Source organism: Paenibacillus sp. JNUCC 35 (assembly GCF_058269095.1).
Genome location: NZ_CM177771.1, coordinates 77,128 through 94,663 on the forward strand (window position 1 = coordinate 77,128; position 17,536 = coordinate 94,663).

General features: G+C 46.9%; 10 protein-coding genes and 1 pseudogene. 8 read left to right on the forward strand and 3 right to left on the reverse strand.

The features are described from left to right. Window positions 1-81 precede the first annotated feature (81 nt). The 5 genes from AC2TF6_RS00420 (at window position 82) to AC2TF6_RS00440 (ending at window position 4,332) form a co-directional block, all read left to right on the forward strand. Window positions 82-867, forward strand: a complete 786-nt coding sequence (locus AC2TF6_RS00420) for an alpha/beta fold hydrolase (protein ID WP_491309491.1) — start codon at window positions 82-84, stop codon at window positions 865-867. A 139-nt stretch (window positions 868-1,006) separates the two neighbouring features. After that, window positions 1,007-1,492, forward strand: a complete 486-nt coding sequence (locus AC2TF6_RS00425) for an NTF2 fold immunity protein (protein ID WP_491309492.1) — start codon at window positions 1,007-1,009, stop codon at window positions 1,490-1,492. A 317-nt stretch (window positions 1,493-1,809) separates the two neighbouring features. After that, on the forward strand, window positions 1,810-3,006 hold the full coding sequence (locus AC2TF6_RS00430) for an NAD(P)/FAD-dependent oxidoreductase (RefSeq protein WP_491309493.1): 1,197 nt from the start codon (window positions 1,810-1,812) through the stop codon (window positions 3,004-3,006). 21 nt (window positions 3,007-3,027) lie between these two features. Continuing rightward, on the forward strand, window positions 3,028-3,903 hold the full coding sequence (locus tag AC2TF6_RS00435) for an RNA polymerase sigma-70 factor (protein WP_491309494.1): 876 nt from the start codon (window positions 3,028-3,030) through the stop codon (window positions 3,901-3,903). Window positions 3,904-3,975: 72 nt separating this feature from the next. After that, entirely contained in the window at window positions 3,976-4,332 is a 357-nt protein-coding gene (locus AC2TF6_RS00440; RefSeq protein WP_491309495.1) for a GrpB family protein, read from the forward strand. Window positions 4,333-5,261: 929 nt separating this feature from the next. On the opposite strand, the gene AC2TF6_RS00445 is transcribed toward AC2TF6_RS00440, so the two are convergent. Next, complete coding sequence (locus tag AC2TF6_RS00445; RefSeq protein ID WP_491309496.1) at window positions 5,262-5,867, reverse strand: hypothetical protein; 606 nt, start codon at window positions 5,865-5,867, stop codon at window positions 5,262-5,264. A 354-nt stretch (window positions 5,868-6,221) separates the two neighbouring features. Between AC2TF6_RS00445 and AC2TF6_RS00450 the strand changes: the two are divergent. Then, window positions 6,222-6,362: pseudogene (locus AC2TF6_RS00450) on the forward strand (NUDIX hydrolase); the annotation flags it as partial. Between the two features lie 426 nt (window positions 6,363-6,788). Here AC2TF6_RS00450 and AC2TF6_RS00455 read toward each other — a convergent pair. Beyond that, window positions 6,789-7,493, reverse strand: a complete 705-nt coding sequence (locus tag AC2TF6_RS00455) for a DUF421 domain-containing protein (RefSeq protein WP_491309497.1) — start codon at window positions 7,491-7,493, stop codon at window positions 6,789-6,791. A 379-nt stretch (window positions 7,494-7,872) separates the two neighbouring features. On the opposite strand from AC2TF6_RS00455, the gene AC2TF6_RS00460 reads away from it, so the two are divergent. Together AC2TF6_RS00460 and AC2TF6_RS00465 are read left to right on the forward strand one after the other, a co-directional pair. Continuing rightward, window positions 7,873-9,060 carry a response regulator gene (locus AC2TF6_RS00460; protein WP_491309498.1) on the forward strand — a complete coding sequence of 396 codons (1,188 nt, stop codon included), beginning with the start codon at window positions 7,873-7,875 and terminating at the stop codon, window positions 9,058-9,060. 777 nt (window positions 9,061-9,837) lie between these two features. After that, a complete protein-coding gene (locus AC2TF6_RS00465) occupies window positions 9,838-13,701 on the forward strand; it encodes a DUF8202 domain-containing protein (protein WP_491309499.1) in 3,864 nt (1,287 codons plus the stop codon). 375 nt (window positions 13,702-14,076) lie between these two features. On the opposite strand, the gene AC2TF6_RS00470 is transcribed toward AC2TF6_RS00465, so the two are convergent. Then, window positions 14,077-17,169 (reverse strand): hybrid sensor histidine kinase/response regulator, encoded by a 3,093-nt coding sequence (locus AC2TF6_RS00470; RefSeq protein WP_491309500.1) that lies wholly within the window; start codon window positions 17,167-17,169, stop codon window positions 14,077-14,079. Window positions 17,170-17,536 lie beyond the last annotated feature (367 nt).

Consider the following 17,536-nt stretch of genomic DNA (forward strand, 5'->3'; position numbering starts at 1 on the left):
TCGAAGGCGGTTCCATTATATTAGTTACACACCTACAGACTGGAAATAATTGTTAAAAAACGGCGAGGTGGAGGAGATCGAATGGCGATGTTTACGTCAAACGGCATACCGATTTATTATGAGACCGAAGGGAAAGGATTTCCTTTGATCGGCATTCAAGGTAAGGACAGCAATCTAGATTGGTGGCATCCGGCAACGAGGAGCGCGCTGGCGGACAAGTACCACTTCGTTATGCTGGATAATCGGGGTTCGGGACGCAGCGGCAATTCGGCGGAGGAGTACGGGATTGCGGACATGGCCACGGATGTCGTGGGGTTAATGGATGAGCTACAAATAGAGAAAGCCTACGTACTAGGCCAATCGATGGGGGGCATGATTGCTCAAGAGGTCGCGCTTCAGAGCTCGGATCGCGTGGAAAAGCTGGTGCTGGTTTGCACTACTTCCGGCGTAACACGCGCCGCGCTTTCTTCGCAGATGCTTGAGCTCATTAGTGGAAAAGTTGTCCTTTCTTCGCCTCAGGATTCGCTGCGTCTCCTTTTCCCGGAGTGGTTCATTCGAGATAACCCGGCATTGATGGAACAATTGACGAAGCTCATGCAGCGTTATCCCATTGATCAGCGAACCGCATCCATTCATGACGCTGCCTATCAAAGCTTCGATTCTTACGATCGTTTGCCTGCCATCTCCGTTCCAACGCTGGTCATTCACGGAGAAGCGGACTGGATTTTCACCCCCGCCCACGCAGAAATTTTGGCTCAACGCATCCCGGATGCCCAGCTCTTCATGGTGCCGGACGCCGGACATGGGGTATTTTTGCAGGCGCATGAGCGGATCATCGAGCGATTGGCTCGTTTTCTGACCACCTAGACCGAACAGTCCGAAACTCGATCATGACCGGGCATGCAAAGAACCTCAAATCCCACTACCAAGTTGGGATGAGGTTCTTTTTCGAGATGGAGGCGTAGGTGCCTCCTGATCTCAACAATCTCTTTAAGGGTGATTCAAAATGAGCTTTATGGATGCTTTGGAGCAATTAATGGCGGAGCAGGAACAAGAACGTGACCGGCTTCGAGTTAATCAAATTACCGTACGGGCCGACTATAAGAAAAAGAGCAAACGCAACGTTTATCAAAAGGAAAAAGTCATCGAATATGGCTTTGTAGAACGTGATTTGGATGATGAGAATTTATATGGGAGGTTTGAACTTTATTTCGCCGATCGCGACACTCTTCTCCAGAAAAATCGGTTTGGAGATGAAATTGCTTTTGGTGAGCTTACAGATGTACATACAGTTGCAACAGCAATCTTCTCCTATTTAGCAAAGCATTATCCCCATTTTTTGGAGGAAACTCCCTTCGCTATCAGCTATAACCCTATTGCAGAAGCTTGGATTATCGAAGGAACTCTTCCTCCGGGATGTTTTGGCGGTGTCATATATATTGCTCTTGCAAAAGAAGATGGAAGGATACTCATGATATTTGGAACGAGATAAATTGAAAATAAATGAACAAATTTCAATTTTTTTGATTTATCTCACGTAATGCGGTCTTTTTTCAGATATGATGCAAAGTAAGTTCCAGGCTATTGTTATTTGGCACATAAGACGCAGTGTGACAAATCGGAATTTAGACACCATGGAATATATAAAAGAGGTATTTGCACAATACGATAGACAATGTATTCGGGCTTATCAGACTTAAGGCTCCTGACGCCCACATGTAGCGGTAACAAAATTAATAAATATAAGTGTGTCACAAACTGATCCCTTACCTCGTTCTATGTGCAAACGAAGAAGAAGGGATGAGCGATATGAAACCATTCACATGTATCGTTATTGGCGGAGGATATGCGGGGATTCAAGCCGTTACAGCGATTCGCAAAGCATGGAAGGACGAAGCGCATAAGCGAAAGCAGCGTCTAGTTCTGATCGACAAGAACCCGTATCACCTTCGTAAAGTATTGCTTTTTAAGCCTGCGGCCACAGAGGAAGACATTACGATTCCATTAGCAAAGCTATTTCCCGAAGGAGTCGAACTTGTTCAGGCTACGGTCACGAAAGTAGAATCAGCGGATAAAAGGTTGCTCTATCAGGACGCCCATGGGAATGAGAGTTCATTGAACTATGACATTCTCGTTGTGGGCATAGGTAGTGTCGTGCGGCAGCCTGATCCAGATCAGGGAGGCGTAGCACTGGCGAGTCTGGGCGCGGCACAGAAGATTCGGGAAGCGTGGCGTGCGAATTTGCACAAAGCCGTTACTGCACCAGACGCTGCCGAGCGTCAACGACTCATGACCATTGCCATCGCGGGAGCGGGCATAAGCGGCATCGAGACCTCTACCGAGCTCACTTATTACGTCAGGCAAGATGCGGAGCAAGTAGGACTTGACCCGAACGCAGTCAAAATCCATTTGCTGAATGCGAATAAGAGGCTTTTTCCGGAAGGTCCGGCCAAAGTAGGGGTGAAGCTGGAGCGCATCTTGGACGATTACGGAGTCACTGTATCCCATGGAAGCCGGGTGCAGCAGGAGAAGGAGGGGCAGCTTGCCTTGTCTAGTGGCGAGAAGATGTCTGTCGGACTTTGCGTGTGGACGCTGGGACTATTACCGAACCCCATATTGCGAAGCATTGGTTTGCCGGTCACTGAGGATGGGTACATCATCGTAGATGAAAGCTACCGGGTTTATGGCGCTCCGGGAGTGTATAGCATCGGTGACTGCGCGAGAATCGTAGATCCTGCCACGGGACGGGCGGATGGGAAGACGTGCAAGGAAGCGGCCGCTCAAGCAGCGAGGCTTGGAAAGATTGTGCTCGCAGATGCGGAGGGACGTTCTGCTCCTGTGCATAAGGGATTTATGGACTTTTTCTGCTTTGGGTTAGGTCCGGAGCGAGGAATGGCATGGACGCGGGCGTGGGGGCTGGATTTTATGTTCACAGGAAAAATGGGCTGGCGATTGAGGAAATTTACCTGGGACTCGGCAAGTCTGGTCAAATCACAGAGTCACTAGGCTCAGGACGGATGTGGTACGATGCTAGAGCTATATAAGCAGTACAAAGGGTTACTGTTTACGCTTGCCTACCAACTGACAGGCTCGGCGTCCGATGCGGAGGATGCGGTGCAGGACGTCTTCCTGAAGGTGCATGATGTGAAGCCGCAACGGCTGGCAGAACCTAAAGCCTATCTGTGCAAAATGGTAACGAATCGCTGTCTGGATCTACTCAAATCGGCGCGGAGAAGGCGGGAACAGTACTTCGGGGAGTGGCTTCCCGAGCCGATTGTTACGTCCTACGATGAAGCGTTCGAATCGGTCGCTCGTGGTGAACTGCTGTCCTACGCCATGATCGTGCTGCTGGAAGAGCTATCTCCTGTGGAACGGACGGTGTTCGTGCTTCGTGAGGCGCTTGGTTTTGACTATGCGGATCTTGCGGAGATCACCGGTAAGAACGAAGCGAACTGCCGTAAGCTGTTCAGCCGTGCGAAGGCCAAGATGGGGATCGCTGACGAGAAGCAGGCCCGTTCAGAGTCAGGGAGCGAAGAGTGGATTCGCCGGGTGTTATCGGCTCTTGAACAGGGGAATGTGGATACCGTTATAAGCTTGCTCGCCGAGGATGTTGTGCTGGTGTCCGATGGAGGAGGCAAAGCGGTCGCAGCCTTTCATCCGATCGAATCGCGTGAACGTGTGGCAAGGTTCCTTTTGGGATTGGTGCAAAAGGTTTTTTTCACCGAACAAGGTGTGCAAGTCGTTATGACGCAACTAAACGGCCAAACAGGAGTTGTTGTGCATTCGGGTGAGGGGATCGAAACGGTTATTCTTCTGCATGTTGAGGACAATGCGATACGCAATCTGTATTTTGTAAGGAATCCGGATAAACTGCGGCATTTGGAAATAGATGAACGAACGTAATGAAGAGGGGCGGTGAGCCCCTCTTTTTGCTTGTGCAGGCCAATGAAGTCTAATAGATAGCGGGAGGACTAGATGGAAAAGCCAGTCGTGATTGAAGCATACAGCGAAAACTGGGCTTTAGAGTACCAACAGGAGGAAAGGAAAATAAAAGAACATGTTTACCATCAAGAGTTTCCGAACCGGAGATTTTTTAGAAAAGGTCAATGGAGAGCAGGAACGCATCATTTGCATATCTACGTTTATGGAAGCGAAGAGTGGAGAAATAACTTGGTATTCAGGGATTATGTAAGAACGCATCCTGATGTACGACAGCAATACAATCAATTGAAAAAAGAATTAGCAGACAAATATCCTAATGATCGGGTTGCTTATACGAACGCTAAGCATCCATTTATCACGGATGTGATTCAGAAGGCTACTACGGAGTGAGCTATGCTAAAGAGTATAGATACCTGGCGTTTTGGATTATTCTGGGGGGAACCGTACCATAAGTGACGGCGAAAAACCTAGATGGCGCTATGTCTAGAATTGTTGTTGAGCATGTTGAATAATGGAATATTAGGGCTCCTGAGGCCATTTGGCTCGGGAGTTTATTAGTTTTTTCAAACTAGAAATATACCCATTATTTTCAAGAATGTGATAGGAGGGTAATTGGTTTCGGATGCAGGGCTATAATGGGGGTTTCACGAAGTTAGCAAGTTTATACAAAATTTATTGAAACACTAGCCTATCAAAAGTTCCATAGCAAAATTGAAATTCAGATGCAACACAGTCAAATGGTTGATGTATCTAAGAATGAGCGAGATAGCAGGCAAAAACATAACTTTATAATGGGAGGATCAACTCATGGCAAATCGGACAGGAACCTATGTCACCTTTGATGGTTTAGGAGAAAGAGACCCTATAAAGTCTGACTTTAAATACTATGCCACTCTTCAAGCATGGAGTGCGAACAAGAACATCGAGTTTTCGCTGACTAACAGTCATGAGAAAACTCAATGCGGTACGCGATACAAGTAAACGGGCAACATTGTATGCGCGCATTCAGGAACGGCTTAGGTCATCAAAAAACATGCTCATCATCCTTACGAATAAGACTTGTTATACCGGTAGCGTTTTATCCTATGAGATCGAGCAGGCATAGACACATACAAAATTCCGCTTATTATCGCTTATCCCGAATTTTCATCCATTATCGTGTCGCCATCATCACTGCCATGGACATAGAATGCCGAACCCCTTTCGTCAGTACGAAGGGGAAATGATACACCCTGTAAAATAAACATGCTATCATCCTTTTCTTATTTATTTTCATCTTATCGCCCTATTACGCATGCACATTGCAAAAAAACAGCTTATTAACCGTATGCCAAATTATATTTTTTCAGTAATTTCTTAAACGCCTCATCTTTACGTTTGCTGCCAAAAGCGCCGCTCATTTGTTTCATGCCCTGTTTTTGCGCAATAAATTCTAAATCTTCAACCTCTGGTGGAGTAGCACAAATTCCAAATGATCTTAGATTTGGAATTAAAGAGACATTAGAAATATCAGTCAAACGCTTACACCCGACAATATTCACTCGTTCTAAGCTATGGCAATCTTGAAGATTAGGGAAATAAGTAATCAGAGGATAATTACAAATACCTAAATCGTTAAGACAATGAAGTTCAGCAATAAAATCAAGATTATCAACCCATCTGTGCAACCTTCCATTTAAAAATAGTTTTTTCAGCTTTAAAAGTTTTCCTAAAGCTGAATAGTCACCAATCTTCCCGCCATAGATATCCACTTCTTCTAAACAACTACATTCCAAAAGAAAATCTAGGTTTGTTAGTTTTTGCCCTTCAGCCCATATTTGAACTCTCGTTGTTTCTGAATGTGTTTTAAGAAGAGCAAAATCCTCTTCCGTAAAGGATTGAAGAACAACGCCTGCTTTTTCATTATAATAACTTTTTTCTGACATAAAAAAGAAAGCACCTCAAAATATTAAATTTTCTGCGTTAGGCTTTGTTGTACTATAAGATACAGAGTATGCTCTTATTTTGAACGTATTGACTTTATCAACTTTTCGCAAGCCCTATGATTACTGTAAGTATAATATAAAAACGTTATCAGGAAACATTAACTAACCCCTGACAGGAGATGCTAAATTGGAGGACTTTACGTGGAGTAAAACTATAGTGGTTTTACAGGCTTGATTAACACAGAGCAGATGGCTCGTGATGCTATTTATGGCTGTTTCAATAAAAACTAATGCTCACCCCATAATCGCTAAGGTGAGCAATAGCTATGAAAGCGTTCTGATGGACAGTTACTCATGGTTCTACAAGGTAAACCAGAAGAAGAGAAACGATGGTCAGTGCCGTCTGGAGGGAAAGAACAAGATGAAACCCTGGAAGAATGCTGTATTAGGGAAGTTTACGAGGAGATAGTGAATAAAGCGAGAGCAAAGAAGGGGCCAGGGAGTGCGGGAGTCGTGTTGCTTTCTATAAGCTATTCCCATAAAAAATAAAGCTCACCCTAATGGTGGTTAGGGTGAGCATGATCTTTATCTATGACAAGCAGACGGACCGTTGGAGTGGACCCAATATATATATATATAATGGAATCACTTTCAATAGCTTATATAATATAAGTATCTTCCCGTTCCGCACCTATTTCGCTTTGTTTAAAACTTTGTCCCGGTACTTCTGGAATCGCTCCCAGAGGTGTTAAGCTGAACCGTACCATAAGTAACGGCGAAAATTTGGTGGCAAGAAGGGTCTTAAAGGTCTGTAGGAGTAATGGAGGAAGGTGCTATAAGATATCCCCCTAGAGGTTGCGCCCCTGATGGGGGGTGGTAGGAGCACTCGGCAAGCGAGGGGAGGGCGCAGTGAGGCCGGGGCTAATCGATAGGTTTGTCAATGTGGTCCCGATAGTAGTCAAAATACAACTGATTTTGCGTACCTCTCACGGCATAGAACACGTCGGATACGGACTTGTTCCGCTGCCGCAGCACCTGCTCCAGCCATTGGACGGTCAGCCCGTTGTGGGCGAGATTGTCTTCCATGATTATGCCGTCCATAATCAGCTCGACAGGGAAGGACTGGACGGCCGCTGCGTGTAGCTTCAGATCTTTACGCGTCACCCACTCATACTCGCTTTTTTTCTTGACGGACAGCTTCCCGTGATCCTCCAAGCAAGCGTACTCGACCTCCGCCATATTGAAAATATCTTTTTCACGCAAAGATTGGGCCAGGGAGTCCAACGTGTAACGGATTTTTCGCATGTTGTCCTCGAGAATTTTGCCGTTCTCGATGACGACGGTCGGAGTGCCGGATACCAGCCGGTTCCACGCCCGGTTTTTGAGCGCGATCTTGGACACGAGGAAAGAGATGCCGAAGAACATCAGCAGCGATACGACGATGAGCCAATGGTTGAGCTTATCGTTAAACGCCAAATTTGCCGCAATGGCGCCCAGCGTGATGCCGCTCACGAAGTCATGGAAGGTCATATTGGATATCGTCTGCTTGCCGAGAATTCTCGACGTGATCATGAGGAGGACAAAAGCGGAGATCGTTCGAAAAATAACTTCCACGTATGCTTGCAATGGGCGGACTCCTTGTTCCAATTTGTGGGGGCTGTCGCACGGCTCGATAATAACACTATTGACGGTTGGAGCCGGTATTATAACTTTTCGCATTGTGGGCTGCAAAGAAAGGTCATACCATAAGAATGGCCTTAAACTTGCTGTTATAGACAGCGCGAAGAACCTTAAAAATAAATTCCGGACGAATACAATGATGAGTTCAGAACGATTGACGAAACAATTCTTAAGTTGATTCAGAAAAGGAAAGACCTTTCTTAATGGCAGAAGAATTTTTTCCGCCTCAGGATATCATTCAGGAGTTTGCAGCTCAGTATTACCGGGATATTGAGTATTGGTTAGAGCTAGTGAAATAGCAGTAAATCGAAAGAAGGGATGTTAGATGAGAGTTTTATTGGTCGACGACGAACCGCTAGCGTCTATTGAACTTCAAGGAGCCCTTGAACGCGAAGTCAGCGAAATACAGATCGTCGCCGCGTATTCAAATCCGACAGAAGTGATTGCTGGCGTATTAGAGCATCGCCCCGATGTGGTGTTCTTGGATATTGGAATGCCCGAGATTGACGGGCTGGAGCTTGGTAGGCAGATCCAGGCTGTCGTTCCGGGCATCTATATCGTGTTCGTGACCGGTTACGACCAGTATGCCGTTCGTGCTTTCGAGCTTTATGCCTTGGATTATTTAGTAAAGCCGGTGAACGACAGTCGTCTTCGCAACACCGTCATGCGGATTCAGGAGAAGCTGAACTTGAAAGGTTTGAGGAAAGTTCCGGTTCGGAATGCGCCACTGATAGGGTGCTTCGAACAGATCCTTTTCCACCCTCCGGGCATGGAAGCACAGACTGTGAAGTGGAGGACGAGCAAATCGCAGGAATTGTTCGCTTTTTTGCTTTACCATCGAGAGCGGGTCGTCGGCCGAGGCGTACTCCTCGAGCTGCTATGGCCGAATATAGAGGAGGCGAGAGCGACTCAACACCTCTATACGGCTATCTATCATATCCGTCAAACTCTGAAATCCTACAAGATGGATTCGATATCCATACGCATCGGCGAACTGCAAGCAGGATATCAATTGGATATCGGGGGAGCGCAGGTTGACACGGAGCTATGGGAAAGCGAATTAAAGCAATTGGGTTCTCTCGATGTGGGCACCGCCGACGTCTATGAACGCGTGCTAAGGATGTACACGGGCCACTATCTCGGGTATTACGATTACTTGTGGGTGGAGCACGAACGGGAACGCTTGCAGTTGCTATGGCTATACCAGATGAAGAGATTGAGCGAATATTACGAGGGGCAATGCGTCCTAGACAAAGCCATTCAGATCAACCTTGACATTCAACGGATATGTCCGGATGAGGAAGAATGCTATTTTTCGCTGATGAAGCTCTATCATGCGGTAGATAATCATATGGGCATAGAGGAACAATACTATCTCCTCAAAACGAGAATGGAACGTGAGCTGGAGCTTCCGATTAGCGAGGACATCGTCCGTTGGTATGAACAATGGAGATTGGGCCAACACAAGCTCATCAGAGAATTAAAGGGAAATTCGACGCTTTTATCAAAGTAGGCTATATCTGAAGCGAATGCTCATTATTTCATGTTTAAAGGCTGCTCCGATGGGGGAATTCGATTCCTCTTCCACGAGCGGCCTTTTTGTCGTTTCGGGAGTTGTCTAGGTATTGTCTAGGTGTTATCTAGGTGTTGTCTAGGAGCGTGTGCTAAAGTTATAAGCGTTTATTGTGGAAAATTGACGTATTATGTCATCCCGTAAATGCCTTGCACTTGACCAAATTTTCGAACCTAGTTTTCTGCATTTTTCTTTGATTATTTCACGATTTCTCTTGTTTATTACATTGTTCAGCAAGCCCTAAATAACAAGAGTGAAGGGGGGGGGAATAAGCGCGGTATAACAGTACTAAGCGTGAGAAAAGTCAGCCGGATAAGGTTTACACGAACGGGCCAGAGATTAACTTCTCGCTTTTTGATGATGAGCCTGAAGTATGTATTGATTACGTATGTGTAGATTGCGGTTGCATTGATCCAGTACCGGAGTTTGTTGTTGGAGAGTGCGCTTACGATTTTGAACCAGGTGAATCACCTGAGTTTATATGTCCTGAATGTAACGGAACATTGGTAAGAAAGCAAAAACCAACGGACTAGTGCACCGTTGGCAAGAAGACCAAGTCACCCGTAGGGTGATTTTGTCCATTGAGATCAATCGGATGGTGTTTTCAGAAATTGTTTAGTTTCAAACGTTAATACTTAGCGGAGGAATTATGTAGAGATTTGCCAGAAGATGTCGCTAGAACACTAGTTTTCTATAATAGAGAGGATGAAGAGACACGTGTTGTTACAAGGGGATTATTTCAAATGGAGAAAGCAGCTTATGGTGATGCTTATCTTTGTGCTGGTATTCGGGAGCTTCTCAACTACATTCGTACCTAAGGTATCAGCGGCTAGCGGTCCTACTCCAGGTGGTTTGAGTGGATCTCAACCTGTACTATGGCTTAAAGCAGATTCTGATGTAAATGAAAATAATGGGCTATTGACGGGGTGGGCAGATCAATCTACTGACCCTGTGCAGTTTACTCTTGATGTTCCGTCGGCGCAAGAAGCGAAGACACCCAAGTATAATTCAAGTGGGGTGAATTTTAACCCAAGCATTAAATTCGATAATACGATGGCCGCTAATCACTATGCAAGTTCGGTGAAGCTGATTGGAGATAAACAGATTACATTTCAGTCTGGATATGCTGTCTATAAATGGCCAGCTACTGGCAATGTCGGATCACTTGTCGGATCGACTCAAACAATAAATTACGGAAGTCAGATTTTGGGTGGAAATGCGAGCGGTTTTGCAGTTGGAACTGGCGCGAACTCTACATGGAGTGCTTTTGGAGTGCCTGACAGAGAGAGATTCCAATTGGCCAATTATGAAATCAATACAACGAACCATAGTGCAAGAGTTAACGGGAAAGCAGAAACTATTAAAGGTGCGCCTACTTATGGTACCTTTACATTCACTCCTGTAATTGGTGCTACTGCAGGCACTAGTGGCAGCAACTGGTATGGTCTGCGCGCTGAAGTTGCTGAGATTATCTTGTATGATAGCAAAACAAGCGCTGATGCCGCTAAAATTGAAACATACTTGGCAGTGAAGTATGGGATTACGCTTAACAATGGTACGAACAATTATATTTCCACAAATGATTATACCGTGTGGACTGCAGACAGTATCTACAAACACAACATTGCGGGTATAGGCCGAGATGATGCAGAAGCATTGGTGCAAAAGCAAAGCCGCAGCGTTAATGCTGGAACGCAAATTGCAATTGGTGTAAGTGACCTCGTGTATTCAAACGCGCTTAATACGGGGACACTGTCCGACCAACAATACTTAATCTGGGGCGACAATGGACAAGCCTTGACGTTCGACCAACAGATTGGCAGCACGAACGAGTATCATTCACAGCGCGTTTGGAAGGTACAGAACACGAATGGCGTTGGTGAGGTTCAAATCGCGATTCCGACATCCGCTATTCCTGCAGGGAAAAAACTACTAGTTAGCAGCAACGATACGGATTTTACTAGTGCAACTCAGACGGAATTAGAAATTATTGATCTTAACGGTGTACCGCATTACGCGGCTAAAACAACACTAAATAATGGACAATTTTTCACATTTGGTGTATTGGCTCCAGAAATACAAAGCGCAAAGGTTGAAGAAATAACAGCTGCTGGGGACGAGATTATTCTTACCTTTGATCAAGAAATTGGTCTAGCTGATCAAACTGGCTTCAAGCTTGAAATCAACGGTGTAGAGGTTACGATTGATAGCTTTGAAACAGGAGTAGATGGTAAGACATTGAAGCTGAAGACGAGTGAGAAGATTACACAAGTTGATGCTGTTAAAGTGTCTTATGAGAAATCAGTTGGAAACTTAAAAGGAAAAAATGGTGCTCCTGTTCACAGCTTTGATTATCTCATTGCACCACCAGCTTTAATCATTACCGAGCCAAGTGGTGATACTGTATTCGTGAAAAAGCCTGAAATCAAGGGCACGACCACTCCAGGTGCCACGGTATCCGTAGAAATCAAGGATGGAAGTGGTGCTGTAATTGCTACGCCAACTGTCACTGTAAATCAAGATGGTACGTGGAGTTTCATCCCTTCGGCTGATTTAGTAGATGGCTCTTATACAATTGAAGTGACGTCTACGAAAGATGGTAAGACAGCTAAAGAAAACAAAATCATTACGGTAGATACCACAAATCCAGCTTTAACTATCACTGAGCCTAGTGGTAGCACAGTATTCGTAGCAAAACCTGAATTCGAAGGTGCGACTGCCCCGGGTACAACGGTAACTGTAGCAATCAAGGATGGAGCAGGCCAAGTGGTTGGATCAGGACAAGCAACGGTAGATGGAAGCGGAAACTGGAGCTTCATTCCATCCGCTGACTTGGTAGATGGCGACTACACAATTGAAGTGACAGCTACGAAAGATGGTAAGAATTCTACTGCAACAAAGAACATCTCTGTTGATACAGTAGACCGATCTGGGCTTAATGATTTGAAACTGCTGGATTTGAAGGGGAATCCGATCGGGCTAACGCCAAATTTTGATCGGAATTCACTGATCTATGGGGCTTCCGTAACGAATAGCGTCTACAGCGTAGCTATTAATCCAATGACGCTTGACCCGAACGCGAGAATTGAAATTTCTGTAAATAAGGGTGCGTGGCAGGATGTGGCCAGCGGTGCAACAAGTGATGAACTTCTGCTGAATGTCGGCACGAACACTATCATTGTTAAAATCACAGATCAAGCTGGCAATGTTAAAGAATATACATTAACGGTGACAAGAGCATCCAGTGGTGGTAATGGCAGCAACAGCGGGGGTAATGGCAGCAACAGTGGGGGTGTCACTCCGACTCCAACAACCCCAGATAAGACCGGTATTAATACGTCTGTTAACGGTACGGATGTTCCATTTGCGACAGGAAGCTTAACGACATCGGGAGACCAAAAGCTCACGTCGGTTCAAGTCGATGTTGATAAGTTGAAAGGGAATTTGGCGCAAGGCAATGGACAGAGCCTGGTCATCCACTCTCCGAATGAAGGCAATGTACAAGTGGATGGTTTAACGGCAGCAACGGTCAAGCAATTGGCTGATAAGGGTGCGAGTCTGGAAATCGGAAACCTGCTGGCGATCTACCCTGTTCCTGGCGGAAAGATGGACTTAATCAGTGTGTCCAAGCAATTGGGAAATGCAGCACTTGAGGATATTGCAGCCCATATTGATATCCGACGGTCTTCGAAAGCACTGATTGACAGTGCGCGGAGCAAGGCAAAGGCAGCAGGGTACGAGTTATTGGTTGATCCGGTCGATCTTGACATGACCTTCACACATGACGGTCAGACGATTAGATCGGGACAATTAAGCGGATATGCTCCGAAATACATCGCTCTGCCTGAAGGCATCGATCCGAACCGTATTACAACAGGCGTTATCGTGAACCCTGACGGTACTGTGTTCCATGTACCAACGGTCGTTACGAAGATCAACAGTCGCTACTATGCTCTGATCAACGATTTGCGTAGCCACGGTTCCTACTCTGTTATCTGGAATCCGCAGGACTTCGCCGACGTGAAGAATCATTGGGGCAGAGCAGACGTGAACAACATCGCCGCCAGGCTCGATCTGGAAGGAACCGAAAACAATACGTTCTCGCCGGATCGTAACGTCACGCGCTCGGAGTTCTCGGAGATTGTCGTAGCTGGTCTCGGCTTGATGCGCCAGAACGTGCCAAACAGTATTTTCCCGGACGTTCCGAGATCTGCTTGGTACCAGGATGCAGTCACGATCGCGAATGAATTCGATATCGTTCGCGGCTATGACAACGGCAACTTCTATGGCGACCAGCAAATTACAAGAGAACAAGGAATGGCGATGATCGCCCGGGCGTACAGCCTCATCGACCCGAAGACCGAGCTAAGCGAGGAGCAGATCACTTCCCTGCTGGCGGGTTACAAAGACGCAGCGAGCGTATCCGGCTGGGCGAGAGAGGATGTCGCTCTGCTGGTTGGAGCGGGAATCGTGAAGGGCAGCGGAACGGAGTTGCTGAGCCCGAAATCCAATATGACACGTGCCGAAGTAACGGCATTGATCGCAAGATTGCTCAAAACGACTAATCTGATCGACAAGTAACATCAATTACCCGACAACCATTGCCGACTTTCAAAGTCGTCGATGGTTGTTTTTTCTTGTACGAACAGCTCTGACTGGATATCGGTTAAGGGGCAAAACAAAAGACACCCGAGCGGATGCCTTTAGATTTCGTTCTATGAATGATACGGTGGCTGTGGTCAGATACATGCTTAACTATGCAGTACCTGCAGGCAAGAACCCTGGATTCCCGGGTTCACATAACGAGGCGTAAGCACAATGCAGTAATACCAAGGGATTTGGTCATTGGAAACCACAAAATTCATCGTCACGGATTGGTACTCATAACGAGAATCCATTCCAGTATTTATGCGGTTTTTAAGGATATCTCAAGCCTCAAAATAGAAATTAGACCGACTACTTCAATATCTGGAACGAAACGATTGTTCCTTCGTTAAGTCTGCTCTCAATACGCAGCCCTTGTCCGTAAAGCTGCTTCAGCCGCTGGTCGGTATTGATCAGCCCGATCCCCTGCTGCAGCTTCGCGGAACTGCGAATCAGAATGTGCTGGATGGTCGTTTCGTCCATTCCCACGCCATCATCCTCGATGTAAACCTCCGCTCTATCCTCATATTCGGCAATCCGGATTAGGAGGGTGCCTCCGCGAACTCGTTTCAAAATTCCGTGCCTTGCCGCGTTCTCAACCAGTGGCTGAATGGATAGAGGTGGTACAAGCATCTCCAAGGATGCCTTTACGTCCCACTGCACCTCGAGGCGTTTATCAAACCGTTCCTTCTCAATCGACAAGTAGGCTTGAACCAGCTCCAATTCGCTACTCAAGGACACGAGCTTGTCCGAGTTCTTGAAGTCGAAGCTGGCGTGCAAATATAAGCTGAATGCATCTGCAAGCTTGCGCATACGGTGCGTATCGATCTCGCTGAGCGCAACGATGGAGTTAAGTGTGTTGAAGAAAAAATGCGGCTTGATTTGCGCTTGCAGCCACGCTGCCTCCATGTATATTCGATCGCGGACAGCCAGCGTCAGATCGGTAAGTGCCCGAATTCTCGATTTTAGCTCCAGCGTGTTCATTGGCTTAATAATGTAGTCGTTGGCCCCCGCGAGGAAGCCGGAATGAATATCCTCCGGCTGACTGCGCGCTGTAAGCAGCAGCACGGGGAGCTCAGCTAGCGAATAGCGCTGCCGGACTCGCTTGGTCAGCTCGTAGCCGGACATGCCGGGCATCATGACGTCGATAATCATAATGTCCCACTTGACCGTATCCAACAGGGCAATAGCTTCGTTTCCGTTTATTGCTGTGCCGACGATATATGGCTCGGAAGCCAGTGCATGAGTCAACACCCGCAAGTTGACCGGATCGTCGTCGACTGCCAGTATGCGAATTTTGTCAATGGCCGGAGACGACGGCTCCCTGACTGCCGGCAATTCGGTAATATCGGCCACCTTGGAGGCCGCGGTAGCTGCGTCCACTGTGTGCGCGTGCAAAGGTGCAGCATCCGGCGAAGGGTCATCCCTCCTCGTTGTGTCTGCCGTCATGGCAAGCGGCAGCGTAAAGATGAAGGTCGATCCGTGATTGGGAACGGATTCGACAGAAATGGTACCTCCCTGCAGCTCGACGAGCTGCTTGCAGACGCTCAGTCCAAGCCCGATGCCGCCGCCTAACGAAGTTACGCTCGAATCGGCTTGCTCGTAGGGGAGAAAGATTCTTTGCAGCGTCGCTTTATCAATCCCAATACCCGTATCAGAGACGGTTATGTGCGCATAGCCATTCTGTATAGTGGCGCGGAGTTCGATGCGGCCTCGCGTCGTAAATTTGACCGCGTTATGCAGAAGGTTGAATAAAATTTGTGTCAGCCGATTCTCGTCCGCCTGCACCAGGGGGAGCGACTCCGGGATTTCGTTGACGATTTGGATCGGCTTGCCCTCCGACATGAAGCCCAGCATGTCGATGACGCCGGAAGCCACTGCCTGTACGCGGATGGGAGCAGGATGAATGTGAATGGCATTCTCCTTGAGCCGGTTGATGTCGAGCAGATCGTTAAGCAGAAAAGACATATTGCGGCCGACGGAAATAAGCAAACGCAAGCTTTCCTTATGTCTGCTCTCTCTCCGGTCGGCTTCATCGTCGAGCACCGCTTGGGCAATGTTAAGCATGCCGTGAAGCGGGTTGCGAAGCTCGTGGGACGTATGGGCAAGAAAATCGTCCTTACGCTTGTCGGCCTTCTGCAGCTTCTCGGTGAGGAGCCTCAATGCTGTCATGGAGTTGAAATGGCGCTTGAACCAATAGGCGGTTACAGCCAGTATGGCGAATATGAGGTCAAACGGATAATAACCGAATTCGGGAAAGTAAAATGTGATAACGATGCCCCATATCGCGTTGATGGCAATCGTTATTCCTCCAATCAGCAGGAACATCGCATCCCGGTTGCCTTTTTTGGCTGCGCGAAACGCCAGGGTTGGAACGGCCACAATCGTGAACAGGTATAAATAAATATTAAAATAGCCCAATTTTAACAGCGGTTGCAAAGGCAGAAACAAGACAATGCCGGCATAAAGCAAGCAGATGTAATTGAACCAGCGGTAACGGCTGGATGATGTGCGTTCCACCGTAAGCAGCATGGAATTTTTGAACAAAAAATAGAAGACGCCAAGATAGGATAGATGGAACAGCCGGCTTATCCAATCATAGTTTATCGGCAGCCAGATTTGCAGCAGCCGCTCATCATCGATAAGAATCGAGATAATGGTGCTGACGATCAGCAGAAAGAAGCTTAATAGTCCAGGAATCCGACCGCCAATGAACAGGAGCAGGCAAGCATAGAAGGCGTGTATCAATAGGACGGCGCAAACGAGCATCTGCATGCTGCGGGAGTACCATACGTTCTTCTCAATCGCTTGTTGAGTGCCGATCAGGACGGGAGAAATGAGGCCCCCATTGAAATAGTCATAATAATTGGCAACTTGGATGACAACTTCTATGGTTTCCCCCTCGGGATAGAAATTGGCGTAATAAGGCACTTTGCGCGCTGTGAAAGAATCAATGTCCTTCCCCGGAGTTCCGGAATAAGCCAGTAATTGTCCATTGATATACAGCTCGGAAGCGGTGGGAATGGGCGGCACCCGAATGCCGAGCAGCTGCTTCTCGTTTGCATGAATGTGAATGAGAAGCCGGTAAGAGCCGTAGCCGATCGGCGAATGCCCTGCCGGGTTTAACGTCTTTCCCCAGTTGCTTGGCACGTGAATATAATCAGGCTGTGGCGGCGTCGGAAGCTTGCTATAATCATTCAAATAGAATGCATGCGTGTAGAACTCCCACGCCCCATTCAAAGGAATCACCTGATTCGACGAATAGTCCCAGGCGGTGAGATCGATGGTGCCTTGAACGGCATCGGGATGGGGTGGAGGGGATTTCCATGCAACCCAGATGAGACGAATGCTAGTTACAATCAGTAGGTATATGCCGAGAATGAGTAAGATCCGCTTTATTTTCATAAATATCCATATTCGACAATTGATGAACATTTCCTTTGTAAGGGAGGGCGTCGTTTAGGCTCTAAGGTAAAGAAACGGGCAGAGCTCAGGCAGTTCGGCAGAGAAGGTAGACAGTCGGATAATTTTCTTTTGTTTAGGACTTTGCTCCCTTAACTGCTTCACTTCGTCTTTATAGTCAGTTTTTTTGCTTAGTCGGCCCTAATATGACATTGTCCTTGCTTCCTGTGAGTTGCGCTTCGATACCTCTCTTTGAGCATTTTCCCCAGTTTACTAACCGCCATTTTGTTGTTCCTTCCTTAGATCCTATACTTTTATATTGTCCATATAGATTGACAATGAAAATCATTATCAATAATCTAAAAATAGA

Coding starts and splice junctions, on each gene's coding strand:
- AC2TF6_RS00420 (WP_491309491.1), top strand. CDS start 82: ATGGCGATGTTTACGTCAAACGGCATACCGATTTATTATGAGACCGAA.
- AC2TF6_RS00425 (WP_491309492.1), top strand. CDS start 1,007: ATGAGCTTTATGGATGCTTTGGAGCAATTAATGGCGGAGCAGGAACAA.
- AC2TF6_RS00430 (WP_491309493.1), top strand. CDS start 1,810: ATGAAACCATTCACATGTATCGTTATTGGCGGAGGATATGCGGGGATT.
- AC2TF6_RS00435 (WP_491309494.1), top strand. CDS start 3,028: ATGCTAGAGCTATATAAGCAGTACAAAGGGTTACTGTTTACGCTTGCC.
- AC2TF6_RS00440 (WP_491309495.1), top strand. CDS start 3,976: ATGGAAAAGCCAGTCGTGATTGAAGCATACAGCGAAAACTGGGCTTTA.
- AC2TF6_RS00445 (WP_491309496.1), bottom strand. CDS start 5,867: ATGTCAGAAAAAAGTTATTATAATGAAAAAGCAGGCGTTGTTCTTCAA.
- AC2TF6_RS00460 (WP_491309498.1), top strand. CDS start 7,873: ATGAGAGTTTTATTGGTCGACGACGAACCGCTAGCGTCTATTGAACTT.
- AC2TF6_RS00470 (WP_491309500.1), bottom strand. CDS start 17,169: ATGAAAATAAAGCGGATCTTACTCATTCTCGGCATATACCTACTGATT.